General features: G+C 70.6%; 19 protein-coding genes. 6 read left to right on the forward strand and 13 right to left on the reverse strand.

Features of this window, described 5'->3' with window-relative positions; all coding sequences use genetic code 11:
- Positions 1 to 91 precede the first annotated feature (91 nt).
- Genes ABZX96_RS07620 through coxB form a run of 3 tightly spaced genes read right to left on the reverse strand, consistent with a single transcriptional unit; the run spans position 92 to position 3,176 of the window.
- Positions 92 to 490, reverse strand: coding sequence for a cytochrome c oxidase subunit 4 (locus ABZX96_RS07620; protein WP_355539446.1), 399 nt, complete (start codon positions 488 to 490; stop codon positions 92 to 94).
- Positions 487 to 2,217, reverse strand: a complete 1,731-nt coding sequence (gene ctaD / locus ABZX96_RS07625; protein WP_355539449.1) for a cytochrome c oxidase subunit I — start codon at positions 2,215 to 2,217, stop codon at positions 487 to 489. The genes ABZX96_RS07620 and ctaD overlap by 4 nt, the downstream gene beginning before the upstream one ends.
- Entirely contained in the window at positions 2,214 to 3,176 is a 963-nt protein-coding gene (gene coxB, locus ABZX96_RS07630; protein WP_355539452.1) for a cytochrome c oxidase subunit II, read from the reverse strand. The genes ctaD and coxB overlap by 4 nt, the downstream gene beginning before the upstream one ends.
- A 413-nt stretch (positions 3,177 to 3,589) precedes the next feature.
- Here coxB and ABZX96_RS07635 point away from each other — a divergent pair, with 413 nt between their 5' ends.
- The gene (locus ABZX96_RS07635) at positions 3,590 to 4,999 is read left to right on the forward strand and encodes an aminotransferase class V-fold PLP-dependent enzyme (protein WP_355539455.1); all 1,410 of its coding nucleotides are present in this window, start codon (positions 3,590 to 3,592) and stop codon (positions 4,997 to 4,999) included.
- A gap of 539 nt (positions 5,000 to 5,538) precedes the next feature.
- Here the strand turns inward: ABZX96_RS07635 and ABZX96_RS07640 are convergent.
- Positions 5,539 to 6,513, reverse strand: a complete 975-nt coding sequence (locus tag ABZX96_RS07640) for a carbohydrate kinase family protein (protein ID WP_355539458.1) — start codon at positions 6,511 to 6,513, stop codon at positions 5,539 to 5,541.
- Positions 6,514 to 6,655: 142 nt separating this feature from the next.
- Here ABZX96_RS07640 and ABZX96_RS07645 point away from each other — a divergent pair, with 142 nt between their 5' ends.
- Positions 6,656 to 6,913 (forward strand): hypothetical protein, encoded by a 258-nt coding sequence (locus tag ABZX96_RS07645; protein WP_355539461.1) that lies wholly within the window; start codon positions 6,656 to 6,658, stop codon positions 6,911 to 6,913.
- Between the two features lie 145 nt (positions 6,914 to 7,058).
- Positions 7,059 to 8,702 carry a hypothetical protein gene (locus tag ABZX96_RS07650; protein ID WP_355539464.1) on the forward strand — a complete coding sequence of 548 codons (1,644 nt, stop codon included), beginning with the start codon at positions 7,059 to 7,061 and terminating at the stop codon, positions 8,700 to 8,702.
- A gap of 110 nt (positions 8,703 to 8,812) precedes the next feature.
- On the opposite strand, the gene ABZX96_RS07655 is transcribed toward ABZX96_RS07650, so the two are convergent.
- Positions 8,813 to 9,166, reverse strand: coding sequence for an iron-sulfur cluster assembly accessory protein (locus ABZX96_RS07655; protein ID WP_355539467.1), 354 nt, complete (start codon positions 9,164 to 9,166; stop codon positions 8,813 to 8,815).
- A 462-nt stretch (positions 9,167 to 9,628) separates the two neighbouring features.
- Between ABZX96_RS07655 and nadA the strand changes: the two genes are divergently transcribed.
- Entirely contained in the window at positions 9,629 to 10,807 is a 1,179-nt protein-coding gene (gene nadA / locus ABZX96_RS07660; protein WP_355539470.1) for a quinolinate synthase NadA, read from the forward strand.
- Between the two features lie 97 nt (positions 10,808 to 10,904).
- Here the strand turns inward: nadA and ABZX96_RS07665 are convergent, their stop codons facing one another.
- Complete coding sequence (locus ABZX96_RS07665) at positions 10,905 to 11,507, reverse strand: hypothetical protein (RefSeq protein ID WP_355539473.1); 603 nt, start codon at positions 11,505 to 11,507, stop codon at positions 10,905 to 10,907.
- Between the two features lie 100 nt (positions 11,508 to 11,607).
- Positions 11,608 to 11,970, reverse strand: coding sequence for a hypothetical protein (locus ABZX96_RS07670; protein WP_355539476.1), 363 nt, complete (start codon positions 11,968 to 11,970; stop codon positions 11,608 to 11,610).
- 135 nt (positions 11,971 to 12,105) lie between these two features.
- On the opposite strand from ABZX96_RS07670, the gene ABZX96_RS07675 reads away from it, so the two are divergent.
- Positions 12,106 to 12,951, forward strand: coding sequence for a helix-turn-helix transcriptional regulator (locus ABZX96_RS07675; RefSeq protein ID WP_355539479.1), 846 nt, complete (start codon positions 12,106 to 12,108; stop codon positions 12,949 to 12,951).
- Positions 12,930 to 13,145, forward strand: coding sequence for a DUF397 domain-containing protein (locus ABZX96_RS07680; RefSeq protein ID WP_355539482.1), 216 nt, complete (start codon positions 12,930 to 12,932; stop codon positions 13,143 to 13,145). The genes ABZX96_RS07675 and ABZX96_RS07680 overlap by 22 nt, the downstream gene beginning before the upstream one ends.
- Before the next feature lie 79 nt (positions 13,146 to 13,224).
- Here ABZX96_RS07680 and ABZX96_RS07685 read toward each other — a convergent pair whose 3' ends face one another.
- From ABZX96_RS07685 to ABZX96_RS07710, 6 genes are all read right to left on the reverse strand, one after another.
- Positions 13,225 to 16,386 carry an efflux RND transporter permease subunit gene (locus tag ABZX96_RS07685; protein WP_355539485.1) on the reverse strand — a complete coding sequence of 1,054 codons (3,162 nt, stop codon included), beginning with the start codon at positions 16,384 to 16,386 and terminating at the stop codon, positions 13,225 to 13,227.
- A gap of 750 nt (positions 16,387 to 17,136) precedes the next feature.
- The gene (locus ABZX96_RS07690) at positions 17,137 to 17,865 is read right to left on the reverse strand and encodes a response regulator transcription factor (RefSeq protein WP_355539488.1); all 729 of its coding nucleotides are present in this window, start codon (positions 17,863 to 17,865) and stop codon (positions 17,137 to 17,139) included.
- Positions 17,866 to 17,939: 74 nt separating this feature from the next.
- Positions 17,940 to 18,845 (reverse strand): DJ-1/PfpI family protein, encoded by a 906-nt coding sequence (locus ABZX96_RS07695; protein WP_355539491.1) that lies wholly within the window; start codon positions 18,843 to 18,845, stop codon positions 17,940 to 17,942.
- Positions 18,846 to 18,888: 43 nt separating this feature from the next.
- Complete coding sequence (locus ABZX96_RS07700; RefSeq protein ID WP_355539494.1) at positions 18,889 to 19,497, reverse strand: isochorismatase family protein; 609 nt, start codon at positions 19,495 to 19,497, stop codon at positions 18,889 to 18,891.
- A 409-nt stretch (positions 19,498 to 19,906) separates the two neighbouring features.
- Positions 19,907 to 21,148, reverse strand: coding sequence for a sensor histidine kinase (locus ABZX96_RS07705; RefSeq protein ID WP_355539598.1), 1,242 nt, complete (start codon positions 21,146 to 21,148; stop codon positions 19,907 to 19,909).
- Positions 21,149 to 21,448: 300 nt separating this feature from the next.
- On the reverse strand, positions 21,449 to 21,727 hold the full coding sequence (locus ABZX96_RS07710) for a hypothetical protein (RefSeq protein ID WP_355539497.1): 279 nt from the start codon (positions 21,725 to 21,727) through the stop codon (positions 21,449 to 21,451).
- Positions 21,728 to 21,868 lie beyond the last annotated feature (141 nt).

Below are 21,868 nucleotides of genomic sequence, written 5' to 3' on the forward strand. Positions count from 1 at the left end.
CGGGCAAACGGGCGGGCCCGGACACCCGCGAGGAGGTGTCCGGGCCCGCCCGGTGTGCGTGTGTCACGCGGCGCGTGTCACGGGGTGCGTGTCACTGCGTGCGGTTCTCGCCCCGGTAGTACTCGAAGACCCAGCCGAACAGGCCCACGAAGATGATGGGGAGCGAGAAGTACAGCAGCCACCAGCCGAAGACGACGCCCAGGAAGGCGAGCGCGCCGCCGACGCCCAGGGAGAGCGGCTGCCAGCTGTGCGGGCTGAAGAAGCCCAGCTCGCCGGCGTCGTCCGAGACCTCGGCCTGGTCGTTGTCCTGTGCGCCCGCGTCGACCCGCCGGGCCGTGAAGGCCAGGTAGTAGCCGATCATGATGCACAGGCCGAAGGCCAGGAACAGCGCGGTGGTGCCCGCCGGCTCCTTCGACCACACGCCATAGACGATCGCCATGGCGAGGACGAAGACGGAGAGCCAGATGAACATCTTGCCCTGGATCTTCACTTGCCGGCCTCCTTGCCACCGAGCAGCGCCGCGTCCTTCTGGCCCTCGTGCTCGGCCAGTTCCAGTGCGGCGATCTCCGGGTGGTGCAGGTCGAACGCCGGGGATTCGCTGCGGATGCGCGGCAGCGAGGTGAAGTTGTGCCGCGGCGGCGGGCAGGACGTCGCCCACTCCAGCGAACGGCCGTAACCCCACGGGTCGTCGACCTCGATCTTCTTGCCGTACTTGGCGGTCTTCCAGACGTTGTAGAAGAACGGCAGGATCGACAGGCCGAGCAGGAAGGAGAAGATCGTCGAAATGGTGTTCAGCGTGGTGAAACCATCGGCGTTCAGGTAATCGGCGTAACGCCGCGGCATTCCCTCGGCACCCAGCCAGTGCTGGACCAGGAACGTGCCGTGGAATCCGACGAACAGCGTCCAGAACGTGATTTTGCCGAGCCGCTCGTCCAGCATCTTTCCGGTGAACTTCGGCCACCAGAAATGGAAGCCGGAGAACATCGCGAAGACGACCGTTCCGAAAATGACGTAGTGGAAGTGCGCCACCACGAAATACGAGTCGGAAACGTGGAAGTCCATCGGCGGCGAGGCCAGGATGACACCGGTCAGACCACCGAAGGTGAAGGTGATCAGGAAGCCGACCGCCCACAGCATCGGCGTCTCGAAGGACAGCGAGCCCTTCCACATCGTGCCGAGCCAGTTGAAGAACTTCACACCGGTCGGGACGGCGATCAGGAACGTCATGAAGGAGAAGAACGGCAGCAGCACGCCGCCCGTGACGTACATGTGGTGCGCCCACACCGTCACCGACAGACCCGCGATCGCGATCGTCGCCGCGATCAGACCGAAGTAACCGAACATCGGCTTGCGCGAGAAGACCGGGATGACCTCGGAGATGATGCCGAAGAACGGCAGCGCGATGATGTACACCTCTGGGTGCCCGAAGAACCAGAAGAGGTGCTGCCAGAGCAACGCTCCGCCGTTGGCGGCGTCGAAGATGTGCGCCCCGAACTTGCGGTCCGCCTCCAGGGCGAACAGCGCGGCGGCCAGCACCGGGAAGGCCAGCAGGACCAGCACACCGGTCAGCAGCACGTTCCAGGTGAAGATCGGCATCCGGAACATCGTCATGCCCGGCGCGCGCATCGTGATGATCGTGGTGATGAAGTTGACCGCACCGAGGATCGTGCCGAAACCGGAGAAGGCCAGACCCATGATCCACATGTCGGCGCCGACACCCGGCGAGCGGATGGCGTCCGACAGCGGCGAGTAGGCGAACCAGCCGAAGTCGGCGGCACCCTGCGGGGTGAGGAAGCCGGCCACGGCGATGATCGAGCCGAACAGGTACAGCCAGTAGGCGAACATGTTCAGCCGCGGGAACGCCACGTCGGGCGCGCCGATCTGCAGCGGCATGATCCAGTTCGCGAAACCGGAGAACAGCGGCGTCGCGAACATCAGCAGCATGATCGTGCCGTGCATCGTGAACGCCTGGTTGAACTGCTCGTTCGACATGATCTGCGTGCCGGGACGGGCCAGCTCGGCGCGCATGAGGAGCGCCATCAGGCCGCCGATGCAGAAGAACGCGAACGACGTGACCAGGTAAAGCGTGCCGATCGTCTTGTGATCGGTGGTGGTCAGCCACTTGACCACGACATTGCCCGGTTGCTTTCGGCGTACGGGTGGTGCTGCCGGAGCCGTTGCGGCGGCGGCACCCTGAGATTCGTTGAGGATGCTCACTGGTTGTTGGTCTCCGCGTTCCTGGCGTGATCCGTCTGCTTGATGCCCGACGGCAGGTAACCGGTCTGGCCCTTCTTCGCCAGATCCTTCAGGTGCTCCCGGTACTCCTTCGGGGAGACGACCTTGACGTTGAAGAGCATCCGGGAGTGGTCGACGCCGCAGAGCTCGGCGCACTTGCCCATGAAGGTGCCCTCCTTGTTCGGGGTCACCTCGAAGACGTTGGTGTGGCCCGGGATGACGTCCTGCTTCATCAGGAACGGCACCACCCAGAAGGAGTGGATGACATCACGGGAGGTCAGCACGAAGCGGACCTTCTCGCCCTTGGGCAGCCACAGCGTCGGGCCGGGGTTGCCGGTGTCCGGGTCCCGCGTGCCCTGGATGCCCGCGTCGTAGACGCCCTCGGCACCGGCCGGGACACCCTTCTTCCACTTGTCAGGGATAGCGGAGAGTTCCTTGGAGTTCATGTTGTCCGTGTCCGGGTCACCGTCCACGTTCTCCATGTAGTTGAACGCCCAGCTCCACTGGAAGCCCACCACGTTCACGACGTGGTCCGGCTTCTTGGAAGTCTTCAGGAGTTCGCTCTCATCGCGCGCGGTGAAATAGAAGAGCACCGCGATGATGATGAACGGAACGATGGTGTACAACGCCTCGATCGGCATGTTGTACCGCGTCTGAGCGGGGACCTCCACCTTGGTCCGGCTGCGGCGGTGGAAGATCCAGCTCCAGATGATCAGGCCCCACACCAGCACGCCCACTGCGAGGGCGGCGGCCCAGGAGCCCTGCCAAAGGGAGAGGATCCGCGGCGCCTCGTCCGTGACGGGCGATGGCATGCCGAGGCGGGGGAAGTCCTTGTATGTGCAACCGGTCGCGGTCGCCAGGACCAGGCCCGCAGCCAGCACCTGCGGCAGCTTCCGCCGCATCGGGCGCCGCGACGAGCGGTCGGAGCCGTTGGGACTCACGTAGCGCCTTCCCGAGAGTCTCGCCCGCGATAACCGGCTGCGGCCGTCTCAGCTGGTCGGTCGCCGGCCCGTCACGGGCAGGGGTTTGGATGTTTATGCGGACCAAACCCTACTGGACGCTATTTAGGGCCGCGCGGGGAGGGTGCCCAACGCGCCGGATCACTCCCCGAAGAGATGGAATCCCCGCTTCCGCCGGGGTTCTGACGGGGTGCTCGGGGGGTGGGGGGCGGTGGTTCGGCCGGGGGTGAGCGGGTGGGGGTGCCGTTCCGTACGGGGCGAGGCGCGGTACTGCGGTCGGAGCGAGTCGGGTGGGGGGTGCCGTTCCGTACGCGCGGTCGACCGGCCGCTGTCCGCGGGAGCCCCGGCCCGTCCTCCCGGCGGCTCCCGGGCACCGACACGCTAGCGTCGTCCCCGTGCCTTACTTCGACGCCGCTTCCGCCGCCCCGCTGCACCCGGTCGCCCGCGAGGCGCTGCTCGCCTCGCTCGACGAGGGGTGGGTGGACCCGGCGCGCCTGTACCGGGAGGGCCGCCGGGCACGGTTGCTGCTGGACGCCGCCCGCGAGGCCGCGGCGGAGGCCGTCGGCTGCCGTCCGGACGAACTGGTGTTCACGCCGTCCGGGACGCAGGCGGTGCACCGCGCGGTGGCCGGCGCGGTGGCGGCGCGCCGGCGGACCGGCCGCCATCTGGTCCACTCCGCCGTCGAGCACTCCTCCGTCCTGCACGCCGCCGAGGCGCACGAGGCGGCGGGGGGCAGCGCCGATCCCGGCGGCACCCGTACCGAGGTGGCGGTGGACCGTACCGGCCGGGTGGCGGCCGAGGAGTTCGCCGCCGCGCTCCGCCCGGACACCGCGCTGGCCTGCCTCCAGTCCGCCAACCACGAGGTCGGGACCGAGCAGCCGGTGCCGGAGGTCGCCGAGGCGTGCCGGGAGGCGGGCGTACCGCTGCTGGTGGACGCGGCCCAGTCACTAGCCTGGGGGCCGGTCGAAGGCCCCTGGTCACTGCTGGCCGCCAGCGCGCACAAATGGGGCGGCCCGCCCGGCGTCGGCCTGCTGGCCGTCCGCAAGGGCACCCGCTTCTCCCCGCAGGGCCCGGCGGACGAGCGGGAGTCCGGCCGGGTGCCCGGCTTCGAGAACATCCCCGCCATCGTCGCCGCGGCGGCCTCCCTGCGGGCCGTGCGCGCCGGTGCGGCGGACGAGGCGGCGCGGCTGCGGGGGTTGGTGGACCGGGTGCGCACGCGGGTGCCGGAGCTGGTGCCGGACGTGGAGGTGGTCGGCGACCCGGTGCGCCGCCTCCCCCACCTCGTCACCTTCTCCTGTCTCTATGTCGACGGGGAGACCTTGCTGCACGAGCTGGACCGGGAGGGCTTCTCCGTCTCCTCCGGTTCCTCCTGCACCTCCAGCACGCTGACTCCCAGCCACGTCCTGCGGGCGATGGGCGTGCTGTCCGAGGGCAACGTCCGCGTCTCGCTGCCCGTGGGCACCACGGACGCGGACGTGGACCGCTTCCTGGAGGTACTGCCGGGTGCCGTCCGCCGGGTCCGGGAACAGTTGGGCGCCCCGACGGACGCGCTCGAAGCGGATGCCTCCCCCGCCCCCGAGCCCGGCCTCGTCCTGGACGCCCTGGGCAAGCGCTGCCCGCTCCCCGTCATCGAACTGGCCAAGGCGATCGACGGCGTCCCCCTCGGCAGCACGATCACGGTCCTCGCCGACGACGAGGCGGCCCGCCTGGACATCCCGGCGTGGTGCGCGATGCGCGGCCACGAGTACGTGGGCGAGCACGCGGCCGAGCGGGGGGCGGGGTATGTGGTGCGGCGGGTGGGGTAGCCGGGGGACGTACGAACGGGTGGCGGGCAGCCGGCAAATCCAGGCTCCCCGTCCATCTCGGGCAGGCAGCAGACGGACGGCCGGCAAATCCAAGCCCGTCCGGCGGTTGAGGACAAGACCGACGGACAGCAGGCGGTCGACGGCGCAAACCAAGCCCACCGCCCATCACGAGCACGCAGCAGACGGACGACCGGCAAATCCAAGCCCGTCCGGCGATTGAGGACAAGACCGACGGACAGCAGGCGGTCGACGGCGCAAACCAAGCCCACCGCCCATCACGAGCACGCAGCAGACGGGCGGCCGGCGAATTCAAGCCCGTCCGGCGATTGAGGACAACGCCCCCGGCGTTCACCGGCACCCGAAATCACGGCCGCACCCCACCGCCCCACCCGGCCAGCGCACCCAGCCGACCCAAGCGGCCCCCGAAAAGGCCACCCGGCCAGACCGAGCACCCCGCCGGACGGGGCGGCACCCCGTCAGACAAAGGCCCCGGCCCGGCCGGACAGACACCCCGCCGAACGGGGTACGGCAACCGGCGGTCAGGCCAAATGCCCCTGAATCTCCGCCGCGGCCTGCTCCCCATACGCCTTCGCGAACCGCTCCATGAAGTGGCTCCGCTGCAGCTCGTACTCCTGCGTCCCCACCGTCTCGATGACCAGCGTCGCCAGCATGCAGCCGACCTGCGCCGCCCGCTCCAGCCCGACGCCCCACGCCAGCCCGGACAGGAAGCCCGCGCGGAAGGCGTCGCCGACGCCGGTGGGGTCGGCCTTCGCCTTCTCCTCCGGCGGGCTGACCTCGATGACCGGCTCGCCGACCCGCTCGATGCGCACGCCGTCGGCGCCGAGGGTGGTGACGCGGGTGCCGACCTTGCTCAGGATCTCCTCGGCGGTCCAGCCCGTCTTGGACTCGATCAGGCCCTTCTCGTACTCGTTGGAGAAGAGGTACGCCGCGCCCTCCATCAGGGTGCGGATGTCGTCGCCGTCCATCCGGGCGATCTGCTGCGAGAAGTCGGCACCGAAGGGGATGCCCCGGGTGCGGCACTCCTCGGTGTGCCGGATCATCGCCTCGGGGTCGTCCGCGCCGATGACGACCAGGTCCAGCCCGCCGACCCGCTCGGCCACCGTGTGCAGCTCGATCAGCCGGGCCTCGCTCATGGCGCCGGTGTAGAAGGAGCCGATCTGGTTGTGGTCGGCGTCGGTGGTGCACACGAAGCGGGCGGTGTGCAGCACCTCGGAGATGCGCACGGAGCGGGTGTCCACGCCGTGCCGGTCGAGCCAGGCGCGGTATTCCTCGAAGTCGTTGCCGGCGGCGCCGACCAGGATCGGGCTGGTCCCGAGCTGGCCCATCCCGAAGCAGATGTTGGCGGCGACACCGCCGCGCCGGACGTCGAGCTGGTCGACCAGGAAGGAGAGGGAGACCGTGTGCAGCTGGTCCGCGACCAGCTGGTCGGCGAAGCGGCCGGGGAAGGTCATCAGGTGGTCGGTGGCGATGGAGCCGGTGACTGCGATACGCACGGCGGGTGAGCTCCTGCGGGAGGGAAAGGGGCGTTGCCGGACGTTGGCCAACGCTACCGCGTCCCCCGCCCGGCTCCTACGTGGCAAAACTACCCGATAGTAGGGCTTTTTCGGCTGCCCAGGGGGTGCATACCGTGCGCCTATGACTCGACCTGTGAAGCCCGTCACTCCCCTTTCCCTCGCCGTGTACGCCACCGGCGCCGACGCCCCCGCGGAGTGGGACTCCATGGACCAGGTGCGCGGCGACTGCGCGCGGATGGTGCCGCACTGGAGAAGCGAGCACCGGACTCCCCCGGCCCCGGGCTCCGCCTCCGAACTCCACGGCATCAGCGTGCCCGCGGCCTGTACGGCGCTCCTTGACGGCACGTCGGAGTACGGCGCCTCGCCTTCCCGTCCGTAACCCGCTTCCCAGCCCTCGTGACGAACCGGGTACGGGCCCGCCGCCCCGTACCCGGGAACCCGCCGCGCCCCCGCTCCGTCCAAGCGACGTCCCCTCACCGGGGGACGGCACGTCAGTTGTTGAGCGGAGCCGAAGGAGCGATGCGGTGAGCACCGAGGACACCCCCTCCGCGACGAGTGGGGAGACCACCGCCGAGGACATCCACGAGCCCGCCGCGCGCCACCGGCGCAGCACCCTGGTGGTCGCCTCGATGGCCGCGGCCGTGCTGCTGGCCGGGGGCGGCGTGGCGTACTGGTCGGCCGGCGCGGACGGCCCCCCGGACCGCGCGGGCGCGCCGGCGAAGGGCGGCCCACCACCGCTCGCCCTGGCCGGACAGACCCGGCAGGAAGGGACGAGCCCCGGCATCGCCCCCGGCGAGCCGAACCCGCAGGCCCCGGCCTACCGCGCGACCGTCGCCCTCCCCACCGGCCCCGGCTCGGCACCCGTGTACCGCACCCGCGGCGAGGTCCCCCGTGACGCGGTGGCCCGGCTCGCCGAGGCGCTGGGCATGTCCGGCCCGGTGTGGTCCGACGGCGGGACGTGGCGGGTCGGCGGCGCCGAACGGGACCCCCGCGGCCCGGACCTGCGGGTGACGAAGACCGGGACGGGCGCGTGGACGTACGCCCGGTACGGCGCGCTCGGCGGGGAGGGCTGCACGCCGTACGCGATGCCGGGGAACGCGGGCGGGAAGTCCGCCGAGCCGGGCTCCCCCTCAGGGCAACGCGCCGAGCGGCACGCCACCGAGGAAAAGGGGAAGGACCGCGCCGGGCAGGCAACCCCGCCCGACGGCACCAGGACCGCCCCCGTCTGCCCCCACCGCGCCGACGCCGACGCCTCCGGCCGGAACGCCGTCTCCCCCGACGCGGCCAAGCGCGCGGCCCGTCCGGTCCTGGAGGCGCTCGGCCAGCGGGACGCCCGGCTGGACGCGAGCGGGCTGTCCGGCGCGGTGCGCGTGGTGATGGCCGACCCCGTGCTGGGCGGGCTCCCCACGTACGGCCACTCGACCGACCTGCGGATCGGCGCGGACGGAAACGTGGTCGGCGGCAGCGGCCAACTGGCACAGCCGGTGAAGGGCCCCGGGTACCCGGTACTGAACGCCACGCGGACGCTGGCGCTCATGAACAAGAACGTCACCGCGCGCGGCGGCATCGGCGGCTGCGCGACGGCGGTGCCGCAGACGGAGGACGACGCCACCGGTCCGCGGGACATCCCGCCGTGCGGCCCGGCCGCGCCCGAGCCCTCCGAGGTGACGCGGGCGGTGTTCGGGCTGGCCGCGCAGTACGTGGACGGGGGCCCGGCGCTGGTCCCGTCCTGGCTGTTCACGGTGCGGCGACCGGACGCGGGCAGCGGGCCGGACGCGACGGGCACGGTGGCGTACCCGGCGGTGGACCCCCGTTACGTCGTCCGCGCGAACGGCGGCAGCCCGGCACCGGGCGGCGAGGACACCGTGACCGCCACCGCCCAGCCGCCCACGAAGCCCACGGCGGTGGACCTGGACTCCTACTCCCTCGGCGACGGCGGCCGGACCCTGAAGCTGCACTTCTGGGGCGGCGTGTGCAGCGTCTACACCGCGTCCGCCCGGCAGTCCGACGCCTCCGTACGGGCCGGGGTGACCGGCCGGGACGAGAAGCCGGGCCAGGTGTGCGTCAAGATCGCCAGGGAGTTCACGCGGACGGTCAAGCTGTCCGAGCCCCTGGCCGACCGCGAGGTGATCGACGCCTCGACGGGGCGGGAGCTCCCGAAACGGTAGCCGCCCCCCACGTACGGCATGACGAAGGCGGCGCCCCCACAAAGGGAGCGCCGCCTTCGTCGCGCGTCCTGGCATATCGCCCGGGACCGCTTGGTCGACCTCAGTCGACCTCAGTTGAAGGAGTCGCCGCAGGCGCAGGAGCCCGTGGCGTTCGGGTTGTCGATCGTGAAGCCCTGCTTCTCGATGGTGTCGACGAAGTCGATGGAAGCGCCGCCCAGGTACGGAGCGCTCATCCGGTCGGTGACGACCTTGACGCCGCCGAAGTCCTTCACGACATCGCCGTCCAGCGAGCGCTCGTCGAAGAAGAGCTGGTAGCGCAGTCCGGAGCAGCCGCCGGGCTGCACGGCCACCCGCAGCGCGAGGTCGTCCCGGCCTTCCTGCTCCAGCAGGCTCTTGACCTTCGACGCAGCCGCGTCGGACAGGATGATGCCCTCGGTGACGGTGGTCTCGTCCTGAACGCTCATCTACATCTCTCCCGGGTTGTACGGACCGCTTGCCCTCGGCTGCAACCGTCGGGGCCCCGGAGATATTCCGGGTGCGCAGAACCTGTCGGAATTTTTACGAACTCATCGGAAGCTCTCCGCGTTCCTCGCGTCGCTTCCGTCTTCATGCTCGCACACCGGTGGCGTACCGCTTCATGCTCGCACACGCCAGATGTACGGCCGTGCGGTCGCGCACCGGGATGCCACTGCGACCCCGTACGCGCCCGGGCCGACCACCACCGGGCCATGGAGCGCGGCGCGGAGAAAGGGCCACGTCCAAATCAAAGGGCGGGAAAAGGGTGGCGCCACGGGCGGCAAAGGGGATTGCGTCACATCGACACGATGGCCATCGTCAAACTGACATGAAGGGGCTATGATAGATAGCGTCAAATCGACGAAAAGGCTGTTCTCCGGCCGTCTTGCAGAAAAGAGAGGGTGCGTGACGTGACCACCGCCCAGCCCCTGGACGTCCAGCCCACGCCGCTGGCGCTGCTCCTGCTCGGCCGCGAGGCCGACCCCAAGAGCGAGCGCGGCGTGGAGTGCCCCGGCGACCTGCCGGCTCCGTCCGATCCCGGTCTCGTCGAGCGCGCCCGCGCCGCCAAGGCGAAGCTCGGGGACAAGGTCTTCGTCCTGGGGCACCACTACCAGCGTGACGAGGTGATCGAGTTCGCGGACGTCACCGGCGACTCCTTCAAGCTCGCCCGCGACGCCGCCGCCCGGCCGGACGCCGAGTACATCGTCTTCTGCGGTGTGCACTTCATGGCCGAGTCCGCGGACATCCTCACCACCGACGACCAGCAGGTCGTCCTCCCCGACCTGGCCGCCGGCTGCTCGATGGCCGACATGGCCACCGCCGAGCAGGTCGCGGAGTGCTGGGACGTCCTGACCGAGGCCGGGATCGCCGACCAGGTGGTGCCCGTCTCGTACATGAACTCCTCCGCCGACATCAAGGCCTTCACCGGCAAGCACGGCGGCACCATCTGCACCTCCTCCAACGCCAAGCGCGCCCTGGAGTGGGCCTTCGCGCAGGGCGAGAAGGTGCTGTTCCTCCCCGACCAGCACCTCGGCCGCAACACCGCCGTCCGCGACCTGGGCATGTCCCTGGACGACTGCGTCGTCTACAACCCGCACCGCCCGAACGGCGGCCTGACCGCCGACGAGCTGCGCGACGCCAAGATGATCCTTTGGCGCGGCCACTGCTCCGTCCACGGCCGCTTCTCCCTGGACTCCGTCCGGGACGTGCGCGAGCGCATCCCCGGCGTCAACGTCCTGGTCCACCCCGAGTGCAAGCACGAGGTCGTGGCCGCCGCCGACTACGTCGGCTCCACGGAGTACATCATCAAGACCCTGGAAGCCGCCCCCGCTGGCTCCAAGTGGGCCATCGGCACCGAACTGAACCTCGTCCGCCGCCTCGCGAACCGTTTCGCGGATGAGGGCAAGGAGATCGTCTTCCTCGACAAGACGGTCTGCTTCTGCTCGACCATGAACCGCATCGACCTCCCCCACCTGGTCTGGGCCCTGGAATCCCTGGTGGCCGGCAAGGTCGTCAACCGGATCCAGGTGGACCGGGAGACGGAGTCGTTCGCGAAGATGGCGCTGGAGCGGATGTTGGCGTTGCCGTAGGGGTTGGCTGATTGGCTGGGCTGCTTCCGGGCCGCCTTCTCCGTTTGGGAGGGGGCGGCCCGGCTCTGTGTTCAGGGCCTCCGCGAGATGGCCTGGCTCATCCCCGCCAGTATTTGGCCACCGCCTGGGCGTAACCGATCCTGCGGTCGAGTCGGTCACCACGCACACGGAACCGGCCCCGGGCGGACTCTGTCATCACCGTTCCGCCACCCGTGCCGCCGACCGGTTTCCAAGCGGTACGCAGCGGACTGGACAGGGTCCCGGCCGGGGAATCCGACAGGGCGATAACCACGTAGTAGAGCACCACGAGCGGCAGCAGCAGTACCCACAACACGAGGGACGGAACGGTCCCCTCACGGCCTCGAATGACCCCGCCGTCCGGCAAGTGGATTTCGTGGGCGGGGCGCCAGCGCTGCTTCTTGGGAGGCAGCCGCAGTTCGGCAAGAAGGTGATGCCCTGAGTCGAAGACGGCGAGACGCTGTCCGTCCCGAACCACGACCGCCAGCGGAACAGACGCGTTTCCCTCGGCGTACAGACTGAAACGAGGCTTGGCCCCGCGAGGCAGCGGCCAGCCGTCCGGAACCCCACGCCGCACCTCGACGGTGTCACCGTCACCTGTCGTCAGCACGTAGCGCGGGGACCCGTCCTTGCGATCGGCGTTCGGCCGACGATCGAAGGTGATGGTCGTTCTGGTCTTCATCGCCTCTTCTTGCCTTCCGGCTTCGGTCTATGGGGCCTTTATCGTCGCCGAGCCACAGGACTTGGTGCGCTCGGCAGCGACATCTCCCGGCCCCATTGGCTCACAAGTAGAGCTGAAACCTGCACGACCGGCAGAAGGTCTTCCCGCCGCAGTGCTCGGTCTCGTCGTGGTCGCAGGGGTCCGGGCCTGGAGCAGCCAGCCGCGCTCCCCTGCTCGTCGCGATGCGCAGGGCATCCCGTAGGGCCTTGTCGAGGAGCACCACCATGCGGTGCAGCTCGGACGGGTCGGCGCCGGGCGTGACGGACAGCGGCTCGCTGACCGTCAGCAGGTCTTCCGCGTCCATGAGCAGGTCTTCTTCCACCTCGTCGGCCAGCAGGGACAGGTGGCTGCTCGGATCGTCCGTGCTGAGGTAGCACGGCCCGCCGGTCGGCGTGGTCCACGGCAGCAAGCGCAGTGGCGGCACAATTCCTCATTTCCTCTGACATACACAGATACGTACCCCTACTCTGTGTATCGCCATCGTCGCTCTGTGACATGTGGCCTCAACAGGGGTGCCACATCCCGCTGTTGTGATCGGGACGACAGGAAGGTGCACGCCGTGAAGTTCACCCCACAGGCCCTGACCCCGTACCGCTCCGCCCGCCACTACTTCGGCGCCGAACAGCGCCGCCACCGCGAGCGCGCCAAGCTCTCGCTCGTCCAGCTCGCCGACATCGTCAACTCCAGCAAGAGCGCCCTCGCCCGCGTCGAGACGGCGGAGCTGATGCCACCACCCGACCTGCCACCACGGCTCGACGCGGCCTTCGGGACGGAGGAGTACTTCCAGGGGCTGTATGAGTTGGCGAAGCGGGAGGCGCATCCGGATCAGTACCGCAGGTACATGGACTTCGAGGCGCGGGCGGAGGTGATCGAGCAGTATGGCTCGCAGGTGCTCCCAGGGCTGCTGCAGACCGAAACGTACGCGCGGCAACTGTTCTCCCGATGGGGCGGCCTGACGGACGAGCAAGTCGAGCAGCGGGTCTCTGCCCGAATGTCTCGACAGGAACGTCAGCGTTCGGGCTGTCCTCCTTGTCGCTGGGCAATCGTCGACGAGTCGGTGCTCCGGCGGCAGGCGGGAGAAAAGGAGCACATGCACGAACAACTGGCATCGCTGCAGAGGCAGGCGGATACTCCGCACAGTGGCATCCAGGTGATGCCATTCAGCGCAGGTCTGCACACGCTGATGAGCGGCGCACTGAGCTTGCTGACGCTGCCCGATGGGTCATCGGTGGCTTACGAAGAGGGAATCGAGGTCAGCCACCTCTACGAGGGCTGGGAAGCAGTGAAACGGTGGCGACGGCGGTACGAAGTACTGCGGGCCAACGCCCTCTCGCCGGCCAAGTCGGCAGATCTGATCCGAAAGGCAATGGAGGATTTCAGGACATGCGAAACACCCCCGAACTGAGCGCCGCTCACTGGCGCAGCAGCAGTCACAGCAACGCCGCCGGGGGCGAATGCGTCGAGATCACCGAAGACCTCCCCGGCACCGTCCCCGTACGCGACAGCAAGAACCCCCACCACCCCGCGCTCCTCATCCCGACCGACGCCTGGACCGCGTTCGTCACGGCCCTGAAAGACAACGCGATCCCCACCCCCTGACACCCCCGAGAAACGACCTCAGCCCGTCCCAGAAACCTCCTGGGACGGGCTGAGCTATTTACCTACGGGGACCGGTGGGTCACACCCCCGCCGGTTCCGGCACGCGCGGCTGCTCCTCGGACTTGTCCTCGGACTTGCGGGCAGCCTTCTTTTTCGCGCGGCGTTCCTTGCGGAGTTCGATCATCGCGTAGAGCGTCGGGACGAGCAGCAGGGTCAGCAGCGTGGAGGTGATCAGGCCGCCGATGACGACCACGGCCAGCGGCTGGCTGATGAAGCCGCCGTCGCCGGTGATGGACAGGGCCATCGGGAGCAGGGCCATGATCGTGGCGAGGGCCGTCATGAGGATGGGGCGCAGGCGGTGGCGACCGCCCTCGATGACCGCCTCGATGACGCCGTAGCCCCGCGAGCGGTACTGGTTGATCAGGTCGATCAGCACGATCGCGTTGGTGACGACGATGCCGATGAGCATCAGCATGCCGATCATCGCGGGGACGCCCATCGGCGTGCCGGTGGCGAGCAGCAGGCCCACCGCGCCGGTGGCCGCGAACGGGATGGAGACCAGCAGGATCAGCGGCTGGATCAGCGACCGGAAGGTGGCCACCAGCAGCATGAAGACGATCGCGATGGCCGCCAGCATGGCCAGGCCGAGCGAGGAGAAGGCCTTGTCCTGGTCCTGGGTGACGCCGCCGATGTGGGCGGTGGCGCCCTCGGGCAGCTTGAGGGCCTTGATCTTCTTCTGGAGGTCGGCGGAGACGGCGCCGGTGTTGTCGCCGACCGGCTTGGCGGTGACGGTCGCGGAGCGCGCGCCGTCGATCCGGGTCGTCTTGACCGGGCCCGCGACCGTACGGACCTCCGCCAGGTCGCTCAGCTTGGCCATGCCCGCCGGGGTGGGGACCGGCAGGGCCTTCAGCTCGGCCTCGGTGGTCGCCGGGTGGGCGGACTTGACGACGATGTCGCGTTCGGCGTTGTCCAGGACGGCCTGGCCGCTGGTCGTGCCGCGTACGGACTGGGCGACGATCTGGCCGAGGGTGGCCTGCGTGTAGCCGGCCGCCGCGGCCTTGTCGTTGGCGGTGACGGAGATCCGCGGCACGCTGCGGGACAGGTCGCTCTGCACGTCGGTGACGTTCTTGAGCCCGGCGACGGCGTCGCGCACCTGGTCGGCGGCCTTCTTCAGCACGTCGGCGTCGGCGGCCTTGACCACCACGCTCAGGTCCTGACTGCCGAACGCGCCGCCCGCGGTGACGGTGGTCTCGCCGATGCCCTTGCCGAGCTTGTCGAGGCCGGACCGCAGGTCGCCGGTGACCCGGTCGGCGTCGGCGGCGTCCTTGAGCTTGATCTGGTAGGTGGCCTGGTTGGCGCTGCTGCCGCCGGTGAAGGCCGACATGAAGCCGGAGGAGCCGATCGTGACCTGGTAGTCCTCGATCTCCTTCGTGTCGGCGAGCAGCTTCTCGATCCTCTTCGCCTGCCGGTCGGAGGCGTCGAGGCTGCTGCCGGGCGGCAGTTCCTGCTTGATGCTCAGGGTGTCCTGGCCGCCCTCGTCCATGAAGTTGGTCTTGAGCAGCGGGGCCATGCCGAACGTGGCCACCAGGACGACGACGGCGATGACGAGGCTGGTGACCCGGCGACGGGTCGCGAACCGCAGCACCGGCACGTACAGCCGCTGGAGCGCGCCGCGGCTCTCCTTCTCCTCGACCTCGCGGCGCAGCGCGTCCGGGTCGGCGCCCTCGGCGGCCTTCGGGGCGCGCAGGAACCAGTACGACAGGACCGGCACGACCGTCAGCGAGACGATCAGCGAGGCCAGCAGGGCGACGGTCACCGTCAGGGAGAAGTCGCTGAACAGCGCGCCCACCATGCCGCCGACCAGGCCGATCGGCAGGAACACCGCGACCGTGGTGAGGGTCGAGGAGGTGATCGCGCCGGAGACCTCGCGGACGGCGGTGAGGATGGCGGACCTGCGTTCCTCGCCGTAGCTCAGGTGCCGTTTGATGTTCTCCAGGACGACGATGGAGTCGTCCACCACCCGGCCGATCGCGATCGTCAGCGCGCCCAGGGTGAGCATGTTGAGGGACAGGTCGCTCGTCCACAGGACGATGAGCGTCAGGACGACGGACAGCGGGATCGAGACGGCCGTCACCAGCGTCGAGCGCAGGCTCAGCAGGAAGACCAGGATCACGATCACGGCCATGACCAGGCCGAGCAGACCCTCGGTGGTCAGCGACTCGATGGACTTGGAGACCGCCGGTCCCTGGTCGGAGGCGACGGTGACGTCCGCGTCCTTGCCCAGCTTCGCCTTGATCTCCGGCAGCTTGTCCTTGACCGCGTCGGAGATGGCGACGGCGCTGCCGTCCTGCGACATCGTGACGACGACGGCCAGGCTCGGCTTGCCGTTGGTGCGGGTCAGGGAGACGGGGGCCGCCGCCTCTTCCTTGACGGTGGCGACGTCACCGAGCCGGACCGCCTTGCCGGAGCCGCCGGCGGCACCCGCGCCGCCCGCCGCGGCCGGGGTCACCATCATGTCCTGGATCTGCCGCACGGAGGTGAAACCGCTGCCGACCTGCACGGTCTTGCTGCGCCCGTCCTCGGAGAAGGCGCCGGCGGGCACCGACGCGCCGTTCGACTGCAGCGCCTGGCCGATCGCCGCGGGGGTCAGTCCGGCCCGGGCGAGCTTGGCGTCGTCCGGGGTGACCGCCACGATGCGGTCCCGCACGCCGCTCACGCTGACCTGGCCGACGCCGTCGATGTTCTTCAGATCCGGTACGACGCCGCGGTCCAGCCGGTCGGCGAGCGCCTGCTGGTCCTGGCGGTCGGAGGACACGGCCAGGATGACGGTCGGCATGTCGTCCGTGGAACCGGCGACGACCTGCGGATCGACGTCCTTCGGCAGCTTGGCGCGGGCCCGGTTGACGGCCTGCTGGACGTCGGCCACCAGGCGCTTGGAGTCGTTGCCGTAGTCGAACTCGGCCATGATCACGGCCGAGCCCTCGCTCGCCGTGGACGTGACGCCCTTGATGCCGTCGACCGCCTGGATGCCGTCCTCCAGCGGCTCGACGACCTGCTTCTCGACGACATCGGGCGACGCGCCCTGGTACGGCGCCACCACGGACACCATGGGGAGCTCGATGGAAGGCAGCAGCTGCTGCTTGAGCTGCGGGATCGCAATGGCACCGAAGGCGATCGCGACGATCGATATCAGCGCTATCAGGCCCCGTTGTACGAGGCTGATTCTGGACAGCCAGGACATGGATGGGGTCTCTCTTCTGTTCTGAAACGTACGCGTCGGGAGGGCCGGACGGCCCACTTACACGATCCGCCATGAAGGGGACGTTCCCTGTCGGTCCCAGGTCGGTTTCCGGGGGGCGGGTGTACCGCGTTGGGAGTACGTGGGGGTACTCCGGGGGGTGGCGGGGTGGGCCCCGCCGGGCCCCGCTCGTGGGCCCCCGCTGTTCCCGCGCGTGGGTGGCGGGGGTGCCCCGCCGGGGCGTTTGGCCTGCGCCTTTGGGTGGCGGGCCGGCAACATCGAGCCCGTCCGGCTCGGCTGGTGGAGGGCGGCCCGCCATCTCCAGCCCGTCCGGCGATTGAGGACAACGCCCCCGGCGTTCACCGGCACCGAAGATCACCCACCACCCGCCCATGAGCCCGTACACGCGCTCTCCGGGGTGTCCTCAAACGCCGGACGGGCTGAAAGTGGCGGCCCGGCCCCCAAAGCATGGATGTGGCCAGCCGCGGCCTGTCGCGGCTCCTGTTACTGCGTCCTCAATCGCCGGACGGGCTGGAAATGCCGAGCCCGGCCCGAAAGGTGCAGGCCCCGGCCGGGTGGCAGGCTGATGTCATCGGGCACATGACGCCCGTCGCTACTCCCGTCACTGTGTCCTCAATCGCCGGACGGGCTTGAATTTGACGGCCCGCCGACCATAGGCAGGGGCGGAAGGTGCGGCGCTCAGGCCGAAAGGTGCGGGCCCGGCCCGAGGAGACGGGAAAGGCTGGGGCCGCGTCACCGCCCCCGCGGTCGGACCAACCCCGTCTCGTACGCGATGACGACGAGCTGCGCTCGATCGCGCGCGCCCAGTTTCGCCATCGCGCGGTTGACGTGCGTTTTGACCGTCAGGGGGCTGACCGACAGCCGTTCGGCGATCTCGTCGTTGGAGAGGCCGCCGGCGACCAGGATGAGGACCTCGCGCTCCCGTGAGGTCAGGGCTGCCAGGCGGGCCGCCGCCTCCTCGCCGTCGGAGGAGGCGTCCGGGTGGCCGTCTGCCTGGGCCAGGAACTGGGCGATCAGGCCCTTCGTCGCGACGGGGGACAGCAGCGCCTCCCCGGCCGCCGCGATGCGGATCGCGTTCAGGAGTTCGTCGGGCTCGGCGCCCTTGCCGAGGAAGCCGCTGGCCCCGGCGCGCAGCGCCTGCACCACGTACTCGTCCACCTCGAAGGTCGTCAGGATGACCACCCGGACGGCGGTGAGTTCGGGGTCCTCGCTGATCAGGCGGGTGGCGGCGAGGCCGTCCACGCCGGGCATGCGGATGTCCATCAGGACGACGTCGGCGCCCGTGGAACGCGTCAGCTCGTACGCCTGGGCGCCGTCGGACGCCTCCCCCACCACCTCCATGTCCGGCTCGGAGTCCACCAGGATGCGGAAGGCGCTGCGCAGCAGGGCCTGATCGTCGGCGAGGAGGACGCGGGTGGGCCTGGCGGTCCGGTCGGGCCGGTCGTCGGCGGGCTCGGTCATGCGGTCAGGGTAGGCAGGGCGGGCACGGGGGTCGCGGGGAGGGGGGCGTTGGGGCCGCGCCTGGGGGACGGGCCTCAGCCACGGGCGCGCAGGCGGCGCAGCATCCGCGCGTCCTGGAAGCCGACCGCGCGGGCCGCCGCTTCGATGGTGGAGCCGTGGGAGATGAGGTGTTCGGCGCGTTCCAGGCGCAGTTCCTGCTGGTAGCGGAGTGGGGTCAGGCCGGTGGTCTGGGCGAAGCGGCGGGTCAGGGTGCGTTCGCTGACGCCGGTGGCGGCGGCCAGGTCGCTCAGGGCGAGGCGGTCGGTGAAGCGTGCGTCGATGAGGTCCTGGGCGCGGTGCACCGCGTCGCTGAGGTGGCCGCGGTGCCTCAGCATCGCGCTGTCCTGCTGCTCGTCACCGTTGCGGCGGGTGTGGACGACCATCTGGCGGGCCACCTTGGCGGCCACGGCCGGACCGTGCCGGGTGGCGAGGAGGTGCAGGGCGAGGTCGATGCCGCTGGCGATGCCCGCCGAGGTGACGACCCGGTCGTCGACGACGTAGAGCACGTCCGGGACGACCGTGGCCCGCGGGTAGCGGCGGGCCAGGTCGTCCTGGAGGTCGTGATGCGTGGTGCAGCGACGGCCGTCCAGCAGGCCCGCCCTCGCGAGGGCGTAGGCGCCCGAACAGACGGAGGCGACGGCGCCGCCCGCCGCGTGGTGGGCGGCCAGCCGCCGCAGCGTTTCGGGGCGCAGGGCGGCGTGCGCGCCCGTGGGCGGGGAGCGCCAGCCGGGGACCAGGAGCCAGTCGGCGGGCGCCAGGGACGGCCACTCGGTGGCGGCCCGGAGGGTGACGCCCTGCGCCGTCGGCACGTCCTCCTGCTCGGCCACGTACGCGATCTCGTACCCGTAGCCGAAGTCGGCGGCGGTCGAGAAGACCTGCGCGGGTCCCCCGAGGTCGAGCAGGTGCAACTGCGGCGTGAGCAGGAAGACGACGCGGGTCACGATCCGGTCAGCTCCTTGGTCGTCCCGGTGGACTCCTCGCTGATCACGATCCGGTCAGCTCCTTGACGGTGGTGACGGTGGCGAACCGCCCGGCGAGCGCGTACACGGTGCGGGCGATGATCTGGTCCGTGGGGAGCGTACGCGGGTCGGCCAGCACCTCGGCGAGCGGGCGGTCCTTGGGGGCGTCCGGGTGCGGGATCGGCTCGGTGGCGGTGGCGTCCACGACGAACGTCACGTCGTACCCGAAGTCGCAGGCGACCCGGCTGGTCGTCTCCACGCACTGCTCCGTCTTGATGCCGCAGGCGACGACCTCGCGGATGCCGTGCTCGGTGAGGAGCTGCTGGAGGTTGGTGGTCGTGAACGCGTTGTGCGAGGTCTTGACCAGGACGGGTTCGCCTTCCTGGGGGTCCAGGCCCTCGATCGGGCGGTTGTGGCCGAGGGCCGGGTCGAAGACGGTGCCGCTGCCGGGCTCGGAGTGCAGCACCCAGACGACGAGGTCGCCGCGCTCGCGGGAGTGGTCCACCAGGCGTGCCACCTTGGCGGCGATCTCGGGGTCGGAGGCCGCCTGCCAGGACTCTCGTTGACGGAAGGATTCCTGGACGTCGATGACGAGGAGGGCGCGGGGGGTGCGGATGTTCTGTGTCGGGTTCATGATCTGATCCTCGCCCTCCGGGCGGGGGTGCCGTAAGGCCGTATCGGGACTGGGGGCGGAACGATCTGGTCAGGCTGTCACCCTTCGGGTGGTCGGCCTTGAATTTCAGCCCGTCCGGCGTTTGAGGACACCTCGGTGAGCGCGCGTGCGGGCTCGGGGGCGGGTGGCGGGTGATTTCTGGGTACCGGTGAACGCCGGGGGCGTTGTCCTCAATCGCCGGACGGGCTTGATTTAGGCGGGCCATCGTCCATTGGTGCGGGCCCTACGGGCTGGATATTGCCGGGCCACCGTCCCGCCACTGTGTCCTCAATCGCCGGACGGGCTTGATTTAGGCGGGCCGTCGTCCATTGGTGCGGGCCGTGCCGGGAAAGCATGGGCCTGGAAGGTGCAGGACGGACCGGGAAAGGGCTCAGCAGCCTCGCTCGCCCATCGGGGCTGTTTGGAGTGGTAGGCGGACGCGTACCTGGAAGCCGCCGTTCGCGCGGGGGCCCGTTTCGACCGTGCCGTCCAGGGCCGTGACGCGTTCGCGCATGCCGATCAGGCCGTGTCCCCCGCCGGGCGCGGGGGTCTCGGTACCGGAGGGGCGGCCGTCCGGCGCGGGGGGCTCCGGCGAGGGGGAACCGCCGGCCCGGCTTCCCCCGTCGTCCAGCACCGTCACCGTCACCGCGTCGCGGGCCCGGACGATGCGGACGTGGGCGCGGGCCCCGGCACCGGCGTGCTTGTGCACGTTGGTGAGGGCTTCCTGGACGACTCGGTAGGCGGTGAGGTCGACGGCGGCGGGGAGGCCGGTCCGGCGTTGGGGGGCTTCGAGTTCGACCGGGAGGCCGGCGCGGACGAAGCCGTCGATGAGCTGGTCGAGGACGCCCAGGCCGGGCGCGGGTTCGGTGGGGGCCTGCGGGTCGCCGGACTGGCGGAGCAGGCCGACCGTGGCGCGTAGTTCGTCCAGGGCCGAGCGGCTGGCCTCGCGGACGTGCGCGAGCGCCTGTTTGGCCTGGTCGGGGCGGCTGTCCATGACGTGCGAGGCGACTCCGGCCTGCACGTTCACCAGCGCGATGTGGTGGGCGACGACGTCGTGCAGTTCGCGGGCGATGCGCATCCGCTCCTCGGCGACCCGGCGGCGCGCCTCCTCCTCGCGGGTCCGCTCGGCGCGCTCGGCGCGTTCCCTTATGGCGGCGACGAAGGCGCGGCGGCTGCGGACCGCGTCGCCGGCCGCCGCGGCCATGCCGGTCCACGCGAAGATCGCCAGGTTCTCCTGGCCGTACCAGGGCCGGGGGCCGAACAGCATCGCGGCGGCGGTGAGCGTGACGGCGGTGAGCGCGCCCACCCGCCACGTGGTGGGCCGGTCGGTGCGGGAGGCGAGGGTGTAGAGCGCGACGGCCGCCGCGCCGGCGACGGGCGGGTGGTGCGCGCTCGCCTGGGTGAGGAGTTCGGCGACGGTGAGCACGCCGGTGACGGCGAGCACGGTGCGCGGGTAGCGGCGGCGCAGGGCCAGGGCGGTGGCCGCCAGGAAGGCGAGCACCACGCCGGAAGCGGTCGGTTCCCGGACGCCGAAGCGGGAGCCGCGCGGATCGGCGAAGCCGGCGCTCACGATCGCGATGAAGGCGGCCACCGCCAGCACCACGTCCAGCGCGGTCGGGTGGGCGCGCACCACGGCGAGCCAGGACCGTTCGGCGCGGGTGCCGCCGGGGGCGGGGGCGCTGGGGGCGAGAGGGGTCACGAACAGAAACGGTAGCGCCCCGGTCCCGCCGAGCGGCGGGGTCCGGGGCGCTGCCTGCGCTGGAGGGTCCACGGGCCGGGTGGCCACGGGACCGGGCGTGCGGTCGAGGTTCCGTATGTATGAGTCCGGACGGGGTGCGCCCCGGGGTCGGGCACCCGGCTGGAGCCGTGTCAGCCGGGCAGGCCGCCGGACGGCGGTGCCGACCGGGCCCGGGGCCGCGGGTCGCGGGAGGGGTCAGCCGGGGATGAGCCCGTCGTCGCTGAGCATCTCCCGGACGTCTTCCAGGGTGGCGTCCTCGCTGGGGAGGATCAGCTCCGACGGTTCGAGCGCGTCGTCCGGGAGCGGGGCGCCCAGTCGGCGCACCGCCTCCAGGAGGGCGCCGAGCGTGCGCGCGAAGCCGGCCTCGTCGCCGCTCTCCACCTCGGCGAGCAGTTCGTCGTCCAGTTTGTTCAGCTCGATGAAGTGGGCGTCGTCCAGCTTCACCTGCCCCTCGCCCATGATCCGTACGATCACGACGGTCTCCCTCTGGTCCGGCTGACCGGGCGCTGCGGTCGCTCCGCGGCGACCGTTCCCGGCGGCGGTGGTCTGTGATGTGGCGGTGGTGGTGTGACGGTGGTCGGTGGCCTGTGTGCGCTGACCTGCCTGTCGGTGGGC

Source organism: Streptomyces sp. NPDC003077, assembly GCF_040611095.1.
Lineage (GTDB): Bacteria > Actinomycetota > Actinomycetes > Streptomycetales > Streptomycetaceae > Streptomyces.

Excerpts from the sequence above, each read along its gene's own strand:
- ABZX96_RS07680 (WP_355539482.1), top strand. The coding sequence starts at position 12,930 with ATGCGAAACACCCCCGAACTGAGCGCCGCTCACTGGCGCAGCAGCAGT.
- ABZX96_RS07700 (WP_355539494.1), bottom strand. The coding sequence starts at position 19,497 with ATGAACCCGACACAGAACATCCGCACCCCCCGCGCCCTCCTCGTCATC.
- ABZX96_RS07685 (WP_355539485.1), bottom strand. The coding sequence starts at position 16,386 with ATGTCCTGGCTGTCCAGAATCAGCCTCGTACAACGGGGCCTGATAGCG.
- ABZX96_RS07645 (WP_355539461.1), top strand. The coding sequence starts at position 6,656 with ATGACTCGACCTGTGAAGCCCGTCACTCCCCTTTCCCTCGCCGTGTAC.
- ABZX96_RS07655 (WP_355539467.1), bottom strand. The coding sequence starts at position 9,166 with ATGAGCGTTCAGGACGAGACCACCGTCACCGAGGGCATCATCCTGTCC.
- ABZX96_RS07690 (WP_355539488.1), bottom strand. The coding sequence starts at position 17,865 with ATGACCGAGCCCGCCGACGACCGGCCCGACCGGACCGCCAGGCCCACC.
- ABZX96_RS07665 (WP_355539473.1), bottom strand. The coding sequence starts at position 11,507 with ATGAAGACCAGAACGACCATCACCTTCGATCGTCGGCCGAACGCCGAT.